The sequence below is a fragment of the Flavobacterium ustbae genome (assembly GCF_003946915.1).
Classification (GTDB): Bacteria; Bacteroidota; Bacteroidia; order Flavobacteriales; family Flavobacteriaceae; genus Flavobacterium; species Flavobacterium ustbae.
The window spans coordinates 200,186-213,596 of the sequence record NZ_RPOC01000006.1 but is presented as its reverse complement, the minus strand read 5'-3'; the positions used below and the strand labels follow the sequence as shown (position 1 = coordinate 213,596).

General features: G+C 36.1%; 6 protein-coding genes. 5 read left to right on the top strand and 1 reads right to left on the bottom strand.

Annotation, left to right across the window (positions count from 1 at the left end; all coding sequences use genetic code 11):
• Positions 1–50: 50 nt before the first annotated feature.
• The 3 genes from EG814_RS10710 to EG814_RS10700 are packed head-to-tail and all read left to right on the top strand — an operon-like array spanning position 51 to position 4,726.
• Entirely contained in the window at positions 51–2,333 is a 2,283-nt protein-coding gene (locus EG814_RS10710; protein ID WP_125721700.1) for a GH92 family glycosyl hydrolase, read from the top strand.
• A 6-nt stretch (positions 2,334–2,339) separates the two neighbouring features.
• Positions 2,340–3,803, top strand: a complete 1,464-nt coding sequence (locus EG814_RS10705; protein ID WP_125721698.1) for a glycoside hydrolase family 125 protein — start codon at positions 2,340–2,342, stop codon at positions 3,801–3,803.
• A 23-nt stretch (positions 3,804–3,826) separates the two neighbouring features.
• On the top strand, positions 3,827–4,726 hold the full coding sequence (locus EG814_RS10700) for an ROK family protein (protein WP_125721696.1): 900 nt from the start codon (positions 3,827–3,829) through the stop codon (positions 4,724–4,726).
• 60 nt (positions 4,727–4,786) lie between these two features.
• Here the strand turns inward: EG814_RS10700 and EG814_RS10695 are convergent, their stop codons facing one another.
• Positions 4,787–6,328, bottom strand: a complete 1,542-nt coding sequence (locus tag EG814_RS10695; protein WP_125721694.1) for a helix-turn-helix domain-containing protein — start codon at positions 6,326–6,328, stop codon at positions 4,787–4,789.
• Positions 6,329–6,768: 440 nt separating this feature from the next.
• Here EG814_RS10695 and EG814_RS10690 point away from each other — a divergent pair, with 440 nt between their 5' ends.
• Positions 6,769–7,473 carry a hypothetical protein gene (locus tag EG814_RS10690; protein ID WP_125721692.1) on the top strand — a complete coding sequence of 235 codons (705 nt, stop codon included), beginning with the start codon at positions 6,769–6,771 and terminating at the stop codon, positions 7,471–7,473.
• Between the two features lie 97 nt (positions 7,474–7,570).
• Positions 7,571–13,360, top strand: coding sequence for an Ig-like domain-containing protein (locus tag EG814_RS10685; protein ID WP_164515311.1), 5,790 nt, complete (start codon positions 7,571–7,573; stop codon positions 13,358–13,360).
• Positions 13,361–13,411: the final 51 nt, after the last annotated feature.

Here is a 13,411-nt window from a genome sequence, read left to right as displayed (position 1 = left end):
AATAAATACCTACAAGGTTTTGAAAACCTTGCAGGATAAATACATATAATATGAAAATAAAAAGTTTAATTTTTTTAGGAGTATTGCAATCCTGCTTTTTTTTAAATGCACAGATAAAGTCTTTAGATCCTGTAGAATATGTAAATCCGTTAATGGGAACGCAATCGCTGCATAATCTTTCTAATGGAAATACGTATCCCGCAGTTTGCAGACCTTGGGGAATGAATTTCTGGACGCCTCAAACAGGGAAAATGGGCGACGGTTGGGCGTATACGTATACAGCCGAAAAAATCAGAGGATTTAAGCAAACGCATCAGCCTTCGCCGTGGATGAACGATTACGGTCAGTTTTCGATTATGCCCGTTACGGGTAAATTGGCTTTCGCCGAAGACGAACGCGCGAGTTGGTTCAGCCATAAAGCAGAAGTTTCAAAACCTTATTATTATAGCGTTTATCTTGCCGATCATGATGTTACGACCGAAATTACGACAACAGAAAGAGCTGCACATTTTCAGATTACATTTCCCGAAAATGAAAAATCTTCTATTGTAATCGATGCATTTGATAAAGGCTCTTATATCAAAATAATTACATCAGAAAATAAAATAATCGGTTATACAACACGCAATAGCGGTGGAGTTCCTAAAAACTTCAAAAACTATTTTGTTTTGGTATTTGATAAAAAGTTTGAAACAAATTCAACTTGGCTAGATAAAGTTTTAACCGCTGATAAACTAGAATCAGAAGGAGCACACGCAGGTGCAGTGGTCGGATTTAAAACCAAAAAAGGAGAAAAAGTTAATGTCAAAATTGCTTCTTCTTTTATAAGTTTTGAACAGGCCGAATTAAATTTAAAAGAATTGGGAACAGCAACTTTTGAAGAAACAGTTTTACAATCTAAAGCAGAATGGAATAAAGTTTTAGGTAAAATAGCTGTAGACGACACCAATATCGATCAGTTAAAGACTTTTTATTCTTGCTTATACCGAACCGTTTGTTTTCCGCAAAAACAATATGAAATTGATAAAGACGGAAAAATTGTGCATTACAGTCCGTACAACGGAAAAGTGCTGCCGGGATATATGTATGCAGGAACTGGATTTTGGGATACTTTCCGCGCTTTATATCCTTTGTTAAATCTGGTTTATCCTTCTATAAATAAAGAAATGCAGGAAGGATTAATAAACGATTATAAAGAAGGCGGATTCTTGCCAGAATGGTCAAGTCCTGGTTTTAGAGATGTTATGGTAGGAAATAATTCTGCTTCTGTAGTTTCCGACGCTTATATAAAAGGATTACGCGGTTATGACATTAATACTTTATACGAAGCTTTACTGCATGGAGCCAATAATGAAGGTCCGCTGGAAGCTGTTGGAAGAAAAGGAGTTCAGTATTACAATACTTTAGGATATGTTCCGTATGATGTGAAAATCAACGAAAATGCGGCGAGAACTTTAGAATACGCTTATGATGATTTTACGATTTGGAAATTGGCAAAAGCATTAAATCGTCCGAAAAAAGAAATCAGTTTATATGAAAAACGAATGCTGAATTACAAAAATCTCTATAATCCAGCAGTTGGTTTAATGAGCGGACGTAATAAAGACGGCAGTTTTCCAGCCAATTTTAATCCGTTCAAGTGGGGAGATGCTTTTACCGAAGGAAACAGCTGGCATTACAGCTGGAGCGTTTTTCATGACATTCAAGGTCTGATTGATTTAATGGGAGGCGAGAAAAATTTCACAGCAAAACTAGATGCTGTATTTACGACTCCTCCAATTTTTGATGACAGTTATTACGGAGCGGTTATTCATGAAATTCGCGAAATGCAGATTATGAATATGGGTCAATATGCTCATGGAAATCAGCCCATTCAACACATGATTTATTTGTACAATTACGCTGGCGAACCTTGGAAAACGCAATATTGGTCAAGAGAAGTCATGAATCGTTTGTACAAACCAACTCCAGATGGCTACTGCGGAGACGAAGATAACGGACAGACTTCTGCATGGTATATTTTCTCAGCCATGGGATTTTACCCAGTTTGCCCAGGAACAGACGAATATGTTTTGGGAGCGCCATTATTTAAGAAAACGACCTTACAGTTAGAAAATGGAAAACAGCTTATTATCAATGCGCCAAATAATTCGGAAACCAATAAATATGTAAACGAATTAAAATGGAATAATGCTCTTCATACCAAGAATTATATCAATCATTTTGAGGTATTAAAAGGCGGAGAATTAAATTTTGATATGACCAATTCGCCTAATTTAAAAAGAGGTACAGCCAAAGAAGCATTCCCATATTCTTATTCAAATTCAAAATAAAAAGATATGCAGTCACGTAGAAAATTTATAAAAAACGCAGGCATTTTTTCGGCAGGATTATTAGCCATTCAAACAGAAGCTTTTGGCTTTAATTCAGATACTTTCCAATTTCCTTTAAAAGATTTTGTTTCGAAAAGACCTCCAGTTGCGGAAAGAAAATTTACAAGTAAAGCCATTGAAGCGGCAATCGTGCGCGTTAAAAAACAAATCGCTAATCCAGAATTGGCTTGGGTATTCGAAAACTGTTTTCCAAATACATTAGATACCACAGTAGATTTTGAGATTATAGACGGGAAACCAGATACGTATGTCATTACAGGAGATATCGATGCCATGTGGCTCAGAGACAGTACAGCGCAGATTTGGCCGTATATTCCGTTTGTAAAAGAAGATCCAAAACTGGCCGAATTAGTAAAAGGAGTAATTAATCGTCAAGCGAAATGTATCCTGCTAGATCCGTATGCGAATGCTTTTTATAAAGATTTTACGAAGGAAAGCGAATGGAAAAACGACCTTACGAAAATGCAGCCTGGAATTCATGAAAGAAAATGGGAAATTGACAGTTTGTGCTATCCAGTTCGTTTAGCGCACGGGTATTGGAAAGAAACGGGAGATATCAGTTTATTTGATGCCAAATGGAAAGAAGCCATGCTGTTGGTTTTACAGACATTTAAAGAGCAGCAAAGATTAGACGGAAAAGGCGGACCATATAGTTTTCAGCGTCAAACGGCGTGGGCAACAGATGGAGTTCCGTTAGGCGGTTATGGCTATCCAGTAAAACCTTGCGGATTGATTGTTTCGACTTTTAGACCAAGCGATGATTCTACTTTGTTTGGTTATTTGATTCCGAGTAATATGTTCGCCATTGAAATATTGGGATATCTGATCGAAATTTTCTCTCTTCCAGCTTTAAAAGATACTGATTTAGTTGCAAAAGCTACAGAACTAAGAGACCAAGTTCAAAAAGGTTTAAACGAACACGGAATTATCAATCATCCAAAATTCGGAAAAATTATAGCTTTTGAAGTCAACGGATACGGAAGTTTTCACATGATGGACGATGCAAATGTGCCTTCGTTATTATCATTGCCTTATTTAGGAGCGATTGCTCCAAATGATCCTTTATATCTGAATACGAGAAAAGTAGTGTTGTCAGAGAACAATCCGTTTTTCTATAAAGGAAAAGCTGGCGAAGGCATTGGAGGCCCACACACAGGAGTCGATACGATTTGGCCAATGAGTATTGTTTTAAGAGCCATAACTAGTGTAGACGAAAAAGAAATAAAAGCCTGTATCAGCAATTTAATAAAAACCAATGCCGATACAGGATTCATGCACGAATCTTTTCATAAAGACGATGTCAATAAGTTTACCCGCAAATGGTTTGCTTGGGCGAATACATTGTTTGGTGAAATGATTGTGCACACCAGTATTCATTATCCTCAAATTTTAAAAGATAAAAATATCTAGTTACTAAAGCTAAAAAAGTAAAAATGAATACATCACATGCCATTGGGCTAGATATAGGAGGAACACATATTACCGCTGCGGTTATCAATAAAACAGATATGAAAGTTTTGGACTTTTCGCTCTGCAAAGAATCTTTTGATTCGAATAAACCTGCAGATGAGGTCATGAATATTTGGAAAAAAGTAATCTGCACCGCAATAGAAAATTCTAAAATAAAAGATATTAGCGGAATAGCAGTTTGCATGCCAGGACCATTTGATTATAAAAACGGCATCTGCTGGATTAAAGATCAGTCCAAATACGAACATTTTTACGGATTAAATATTAGAGAATTGCTTTTGGAAACTCTTGGTTTTTCATCAAATTTTCCGGTTCTTTTTGAAAATGATGCCGTTTGTTTTGGAAAAGGAGAGGTTTTTAAACAGCAAGAAAATCTTTCTAAAAAAGTGATGGCCGTTACATTAGGCACAGGATTAGGTGCTTGTTTTATTGATAAAGGAGTATCAATCAGTTCAGGGAATTCTGTTCCAGCTGATGGAGAAATATATAATTTGCCTTATAAAGAAGGTATGGCAGAAGATTATGTTTCGGTTAGAGGTCTTTTGTCACATTACAAATCTTTAAGCAATGCAGATCTTAATAATGGCTTGGAATTGTATACTCTAGCCAAAAATGGAGATCAATCCGCCATTACAGTTTTTGAAAGAATGGGCGATGATTTAGCAAAAGTTGTTATTCCGTGGATCAAAAACTTCGCAGCAGATCATATCATTATCGGCGGAAAAATTGCCAATGCGAGCGATTTGTTTTTAGCACCATTTAATAAAACAATTCAAGAATCAGGTTTAAAAGTTGAGGTTTCCATTTCAAATGATAATGAAATTGCCGCCTTACTAGGAGCCGTCAGTTTTCTTTGCGATTAAACAAAAAACGGATGATTAAAACTTATCCGTTTTTTGTTTTTTATTGTTTAAAAAACCGATTTAAACAGCTTCTTTATTATTTTTCTGTAGATAAGTAATAAAAGTTAAAGGCGAAACTCCTGTTATTTTTTTAAATGTTATCGTAAACCTGCTGTGCGAAGAAAAACCAGCCTGCTCTGCCAAATAGCTTATTTTGTATTTTAAATAATCGGAGTCGTTTTTTAGTCGATCCACGATATAATTAATTCGTAATTCATTAATATAACTGGCAAAATCCTTAGATTTATGTTTGTTAATTACATAAGATAAATAACGGTGGTTGATATTTAATTCTGCAGCCGTCGAATTTATTGACAACGTTTTATTGAGATAAAATTGTGAAGCTTCAAACTCATTTATACTTTTTAGAATACTTTTTTCTGTTGCTTCAGACATATATTCTTTGGCAGTATCTCTCTTTGGAGCTAGTGTAGTTTCAGGCATATGAATGGGTTTATTGTTTGCAATAAAAGCCCTTATTTTTTTATGGTCTTGTTTTCTCTTATAAATATAAAATCCAATGGTTATTAAAATAAGAAGGACAGAGACACCCAGAATAACATATTTATTCTGCTGATATTCTGATTCACTGTGCTGCTGGTTCTTTTCTAGCGATTTAAATAAATTGTCAGCCATGGCTTTTCTACTCTGCTTTTCGGCTTCGCTTAACTTTAAATTCTTTTCATTGTAGAACACATACTTTTTTGTATCTCTTTTTTTATAAAATTCCATTAAAGAGTTGTAAACTTCCTGTTTCAAGGCAAAATAATCTGAAAGGTCTGCAATTTCTTCTGCTTTTTTATAATTTAAAACAGCATTTTTAGAATCGTTAATACTAGCGTAAACATTAGCTAGACCATTATAAAGAAAGCCTCTTAACGGACTATCACGCAATAAAGAAGCGTCAATTTCTTTAAGGCCTCTTTCGTAATGAAACAAAGCAGAATCGATTTTTTGGAGCGAAAGATAATTACGGCCAATAAGTTCGTCATTTATGGCAATTTGATAGTTTTTGTCGCTTTTAGTGCTGGCTTTTTCAAAAAACTGAATTCCTTTTTTAAGATTTGAAATTGCTTTTGAAAAATTAGAATCAAATATGTCGTAATAAGCTAATTCTTGTGATAAATTACCCTGAAAACGATACATTTCTGTTTTATTTTTAATCTTTTTACTGACAGCAACGGCTTTATTCAAGTAGATTTTTCCAAGATTATAAATTTCATTTTCGCGATAAAGCGATGCTAAAAAACCGCAGGCTTTAGCTTGTGCTACATAATCTTTATCTATAATAGCCAGACTGTCTGCTTGTTTTAAAACGTTGATCGCTTCGGTATGAATTCCATATTGATACAAAATCTGGGCTTTCAGCATTCGGGTTTTTATTCTGTCAGGATTGTTTTTTGCAATTCTATAGAGATAATCGGTGTTACTTAAAGCCTTTTTTGGATTTGAACTCAACAAAACCTGATAAGTTTCTAGATAGATTTTTTCAAATGAATTTTGCGAATAAGTAAGGCGTGAAGAAAGTAAAATAATAAGGAGAATAGTAATTTTTTTGTGCATATAGAGAAGTTATAAATTAAACCATTTTGTTATATATAATTTCAAAAATGATTAGCGAATGACTGTAATATTAATATTTTTATTGTAGTTATCTAGAAAAAACTTTTTCATAATCACTGTTTATATCGTTTTTTAACAATATTGAAACATTAAGTTTGAAATACCATTAAAGTGCCACTAAGTAGACTGTTTTTTTCAAATGGTGCTTTTTCAAATCAAAATTTAGCGATTTTTTATTTCTTCCAAATATAGAATTTCTATATAAATGGCGATTAGTGTACAAAAAACGCCTTGTATTTTAAAGTACTGATAATTAAAGATTTATGTGTTTTGTAAGATAAAAGATGTTTTATCTTTTACGTAATTTGTAAAGAATCTGTTCGTTTTGCCCTTTGTCAAATTACTAGTTTCGTATCCGAAAATTTAAAAGTTAAAATTTTATGATTTGGGATAGTTGCAGGGAATTATTTAGCGAATATATTAAGAGAGGGGTCTTGTTTTTTTTGTTTTTTATCTTTTTATCAGGTTTAAAATCTTTTGCTCAGAATAAGAGCACAATTCAAGACAGTAAATTTTATAAGGTAATTTCATTTGATGAAAAAATTGCTTTTGGAAATTTTGAATCTTCTACATTATGGATTATTACAGATTTGAAAGATAACAGCGCAACAACTTTGCAGGCAAATGAGATTAACAATTATGTATTTCAAGAACCAGGCGAATACGTTGTTACTTTTCGGGAAAACAAAAAACATACAGGAGAATGTGACCATCCTTTGCTTCCTGAAAAAATGCATATCAAAGTAGAAGCGGTTAAATTGTCTTTCGATTTTTCAAAAATTAAATTCTCCCAGAACCTTCAAAAAGGAACAAATTATTCTGATTTAATAATTAGCGTTCCTGTCAAAATTGCTACAAGAAATAGTTTTATTAAAAAATTGCCCGCACCTGCAATGTCAATTTCTGGTATCGGAGTTGAATTGACTGCCAAAGCTTTAGAAAATGAAATTTTTGTAAACAATCCAACTCAGATTTTAAAATATAAACTATCAGGACTAATAGCAAAGGAAACCTATCTCATGTTTGATTTTTTTGATTTTAATAATCAGGCTCAAACCTATAATCTTCCGCAGCTGATCAAATAATTAAAACGTACTTATGATAATAAACTACTCTGATTTACATAAACCAGCATACCCCAAAAAAATACTCTTTGTATTTTTTATTTTTTTAATAAGCCAAATGGCAATTGCGCAATGCTCGCAGCCAATAGTAGGATGTCCGAATATTGATTTATCCAATTTTGGAAGTGATTCTAATACGAATGCCGCAACTATCGAGTATGATAATTTTGTTTCTAGTTATCATGCAACAATTGTTAGAACTGCAGAAGGTTCTTTACAGGTTTGGGGTGAAAAAATGGACAGCAACGGAACTTCAAACGTATTATCTCCAATTACAATAAACCAATCAAATTTTCCTGCGTTAGGCACTGCTGTTCCGCTTAAAGCAGCTTTAGGAAGTCGCTCTGGAAGTGATGTTCAAGGTATTCTTTTGGCAACAGATGGTTTATATGCTTGGTCTACTGAAGGTGCAGTACTCGACGAAACAATTACTTCTGGAGTATCTTTTGAAAAACTGACAATTAATGGAAATTCTAATGGTTTACCAGCAGGTGTAACACCTGGAGATGTGAAAATGATGTTTGCTACCTACAAAACATTAGCAATCACAACTTGCTCGGGTGATGTTTGGGTTATCTCACAAACGGCAGATGTTCGTGGAAACGGCGGAACTGGAGATGCAACAACTTGGTACAGAGTTACAACAGCAGATGCTCAAAATCCGTATTTGACAGATGTTGTGGTGTGTCGAGGAAACTACGATGGTCTTATGGCTTTAAAATCGGATGGGACAATTTATGTTTGGGGTTCTAATATTTTAATCGGAAATAATACACCTATACAGCCGAGCGCGCCTAGAGCAGTACAGATGACTTTGCCGGTAATGACTCCAAAAATGATTGCTTCGTCTGGAAACAATCTATTGCGATCTTATTACATCTTAGCTACAGATGGTAATTTATATACTTTAGGCGAAAATTCAAGTAGGCAATTAGGCGACTGGACACCAACTGATAGGTTTTCTTGGGTGCAGCCTCGATATACTTCTGGCGGTCAAATTATGAATAATATAAAATGGTTTAGTGTTCAGGAACATGATGCCACTTACGGAAGTGTAAACGTAATTAACGATAACAAAAACTTATATGCCTTTGGACAAAATGATTACAATTTATTAGGTACTACAGGAAATTCTACCAATCCTGTTATGCCAACAGGTTTAACCGTTTCGGATAAAATTCTAGCTGTAGAAACTGGCGGACATACTTCTATGATTGTTAAAAATTGCGAAGGTAATTTTGGTTATGCGGGACACAGAGTAAGAGGAAGTATGGGAAATGGAAGTAATGAAAATGAAACAGAATCCGTTTATACATTTGCCACAGCGCCCGTACAAATTTGTGGTGTAGAATCGCTTCCAGCTATTAATACGGTCTCTGTAGGAGATGGGCCAAACTCTAAATATTGTGTAGGGCAGCCTATTGTATTAAATCTGACTCCCGCTGGAGGAGTATTAAGTATAGTAAGCGGCCCTGCAACTGTAACAGGAAACACTGTAAATTTTACTGGAGCAGGAACAGTTGTGGTGCAATATTCGATATCAGATTCATGTGGAGGCGTGCCAACATTAGCAACCAAAACTTTGGAAACTGCTATTTGTTCTGCCGATCTGCAAATTACAAAGACAGTAGATAATCTTAATGCAAGTGTTGGCAGTAACAGTGTTTTTACAATAACAGCTACAAATGCAGGTCCTTATAAAGCAAGCGGAGTTACGGTAAGTGATGTACTTCCGTCTGGTTACACTTTTATAAGTGCGAATCCTTCTACAGGGACTTGGTCGGCGCCTGACTGGAATATAGGAGCTTTGGCAAATGGAGCTAGTGCCACAATGGCGATTACCGCTTTGGTAAATCCTTCAGGATCTTATTCAAATACAGCTGCGATTACAGGAAACGATACAGATACTGATCTTACAAATAATACAGCAACTGCGACGCCAGTGGTAGAGACTGATCTCTCGATTACGAAGACAGCAGATAAAAATAATGCCAATATTGGCGACAGTATTACTTTTACAATTACAGCGGCTAATTTTGGCCCAAGTGCTGCAACAGCTATTACTGTAAATGAAGTGCTTCCGTCTGGTTATACTTTTGTGAACGCAACAGTTTCGCAAGGAAATTGGCTGGCACCAAATTGGACCATTTCCAATCTTGCAAGCGGAGCAAGTGCAACGCTATCCATTACTGCGATTGCTAATGCTTCTGGTTCTTACGCCAATACAGCCACTATTGTAGGTATGCAGCACGATCCGGTTGTTGCAAACAATACCGCGACTTATACACCAATTGTAAATCAGCTTCCTATAGCGTATGATGATACTAATGCTATAATTCCGTCCACGGCACCGGCGACAGCTATTAATCCTTTAACGGCATCCGACACAGATGGAACAATTACTAATTATACCATTGTAACGCTTCCTTCTCACGGAATTTTAGCCTTAAATGGAATTCCTGTAACGGTAAATCAGGTTTTAACGCCTTCTGAAGCCGCAAACCTTACTTACGATCCAAATGGAGATTTTACAGGAAACGACAGTTTTGATTTTAATGCAACAGACAATTCTGGAGCAACATCGGCATCGGCAACCATAACAATTCCAGTTGGCAATAATCCACCGACAGCGCATTCAGCTGTTAATCCCGTTATTCCATCTCCATCTCCGGCAACGGCTATTATTCCGCTAACGGCATCAGATACAGACGGAACGATTTCTAATTATACCATTGTAACGCTTCCTTCCCACGGAATTTTAGCCTTAAACGGAATTCCTGTAACGGTGAATCAGGTTTTAACGCCATCTGAGGCCGCAAACCTTACTTATGATCCAAAAGGAGATTTTACAGGAAATGACAGTTTTGATTTTAATGCGACAGATAATTCTGGAGCAACATCGGCATCGGCAACCATAACGATTCCGGTTGGCAATAATCCGCCAACGGCACATTCAGCTGTTAATCCCGTTATTCCATCGCCAGCTCCAGCAACGGCTATTATTCCGCTAACGGCATCCGACACAGACGGAACAATTTCCAATTATATGGTTGTAACGCTTCCTTCTCACGGAATTTTAGCCTTAAACGAAATTCCTATAACGGTAAATCAGGTTTTAACGCCATCTGAGGCCGCAAACCTTACTTACGATCCAAATGGAGATTTTACAGGAAATGACAGTTTTGATTTTAATGCGACAGACAATTCTGGAGCAACATCTGCATCGGCAACTATAACAATTCCGGTTGGCAATAATCCACCGACAGCGCATTCAGGCGTTAATCCCGCTATTCCATCACCAGCTCCGGCGACGGCTATTATTCCGCTAACGGCATCAGATACAGACGGAACAATTTCTAATTATACCATTGTAACGCTTCCTTCTCACGGAATTTTAGCCTTAAACGGAATTCCTGTAACGGTAAATCAGGTTTTAACGCCATCTGAAGCTGCAAACCTTACCTACGATCCAAATGGAGATTTTACAGGAAATGACAGTTTTGATTTTAATGCGACAGACAATTCGGGAGCAACATCGGCATCTGCAACCATAACGATTCCGATTGGCAATAATCCACCGACAGCGCATTCAGCTGTTAATCCCGTTATTCCATCGCCAGCTCCCGCAACGGCTATTATTCCGCTAACGGCATCCGATACAGACGGAACAATTGTAAATTATACTATTATAACGCTTCCTTCTCACGGAATTTTAGCCTTAAACGGAATTCCTGTAACGGTAAATCAGGTTTTGACGCCATCTGAGGCCGCAAACCTTACTTACGATCCAAAAGGAGATTTTACAGGAAATGACAGTTTTGATTTTAATGTGACAGACAATTCTAGAGCAATATCGGCATCGGCAACTATAACGATTCCAGTTGGCAATAATCCGCCTGTGGCACATGATGCTGTTGGAGCGATTGTTCCTGCAAGGGCATCGGCAGTTGCCATAAATCCTTTAACGGCGACAGATACAGATGGAACTATTGTTAATTATACAATCGTTACATTGCCATCACATGGTGTTTTAACATTAAATGGAATAGCAGTAACTGTAAATCAGGTACTAACACCAGCAGAAGCAGGTTTACTTTCTTACGACCCGCACGGAAACTTTTCTGGTAATGATTCTTTCACTTTTACTGCCACAGATAATAATGGAGCTATAGATAACACTCCTGCAATAATTACAATTACAATAGAAAAGACAGCCATTATCGCTGTAGAAGATAAAAAAAGCAGTGTACGGATTGATCAAACTGTAACGGTTTTGAATGTTTTAGAAAATGATTCTCTAGATAATAAACCGATTGTATTTTCTGAAATTATTTTGAATACGCTAATTCCAGATCCAAACGGATTTTTAGTATTACAACCCGAGGGAAATATAGAATTGGCTCCAAATGTACCGACAGGAACGTATTCTTTAACCTATGAAATTTGCGAAAAAACAAATTCTGTAAATTGTAGTTCGGCAGAAGTAGTAATTACTGTTTTAGAGCCTACTTTGACAATAGAAACAGATAGTTATTGCGAAAATAATACAGCGTATGTTTCTTATACGGTTTCAGGAAATAATTTTATTCCAACAGGATTGCTTACCATTAATTGGATTGATAGTGCAGGAAAAGTAGTGGCAACCCAAAACAATATGCCGTTAAACGGAAAAACATTATGGCCAGGAATGGTGTTGAATGCAGAAAACAATCCGATAGATTGGCCGGGATGGAGTTTAGTAAATAATAAATGGATTCAAGATAATGATGGATTTGAATTGACAAAACCGTCTGTAACAATGGAATTTGTTTTAAATGCCACTCAATCTGTTTCGGTTGCCTATCCCGATTCAATTTTAGGATGTAATGCAAGACCAATTTTTGAAATTAAAGCTGTAAACGATGATCTTCTTCCTCAAGATGGCATTATTGGAGCACTAGAAATAGGGAATGTTTTGGATAATGATATTTTGAATGGCAGTCCTATAAACCGTCCTGACGTTATTTTAGAAGGTTTAGATTTTCCTAAAGGAATTGTTTTAAATCCAGATGGTACAATCGATGTAGAGCCAAACACAAAAGGAGGAAGTTATACGGTAACGTATCAGATTTGTGAAACAGCGAATCCAACTAATTGCAGTACGGCATCAATAACAATTTTTGTTGAAGTTCCGGCAATTGCTATTGTAAAAACGGTACAAGCAAATGATACCAATGGTAATGGTTATATGGAAGAAGGAGAAACACTTACTTATAATTTCTCTATACAAAATACAGGAAATACAGATCTTGAAAACATAGTGTTAGATGATCCTCTACCGGGAATTATAATTTCAGGCGGGCCAATACAATTAGCGGCAGGCCAAACAGATTCATATTCTTTTACAGGAACTTATATCTTATCGAAGGCTGATATAAACAATGGTTCTGTAAGTAATCAGGCGACGGTATCTGGAATAACAAAAAGCGGTATCGCAGTTTTTGATAAATCGGATCCTAATGATTTCACTGCCGATAATCCAACCATTATAAAATTAGGTGGCTGTGAAATTGTCATCTATAATGCTGTTTCCGCAAATGGGGATGATCAGAATGGGAGATTTTATGTAAAGGGATTAGAATGTTATCCTGAAAATACCGTACAGATTTTTAACCGCTGGGGAGTTCTGGTGTTTGAAAGAGAGCATTATAATAATGATGATATTGCTTTTAGAGGCGTTTCTGAAGGGCGTGTAACGATTAAAGATTCCAACGGATTACCAGAAGGCACTTACTACTACATCATCAGATACAAAGACAGACAGTCGTTGCCGCATCAGGAAGCGGGCTATTTATACCTGACCAAATAAGATTTATACAAATTATACAGCTCAGTTTAAACTGGGCTGTAATTTAAAATA

What these genes read in the sequence shown, in the direction of transcription:
- EG814_RS10710 (WP_125721700.1), top strand. Translation starts at nt 51, where the DNA reads ATGAAAATAAAAAGTTTAATTTTTTTAGGAGTATTGCAATCCTGCTTT.
- EG814_RS10705 (WP_125721698.1), top strand. Translation starts at nt 2,340, where the DNA reads ATGCAGTCACGTAGAAAATTTATAAAAAACGCAGGCATTTTTTCGGCA.
- EG814_RS10700 (WP_125721696.1), top strand. Translation starts at nt 3,827, where the DNA reads ATGAATACATCACATGCCATTGGGCTAGATATAGGAGGAACACATATT.
- EG814_RS10695 (WP_125721694.1), bottom strand. Translation starts at nt 6,328, where the DNA reads ATGCACAAAAAAATTACTATTCTCCTTATTATTTTACTTTCTTCACGC.
- EG814_RS10690 (WP_125721692.1), top strand. Translation starts at nt 6,769, where the DNA reads ATGATTTGGGATAGTTGCAGGGAATTATTTAGCGAATATATTAAGAGA.
- EG814_RS10685 (WP_164515311.1), top strand. Translation starts at nt 7,571, where the DNA reads ATGGCAATTGCGCAATGCTCGCAGCCAATAGTAGGATGTCCGAATATT.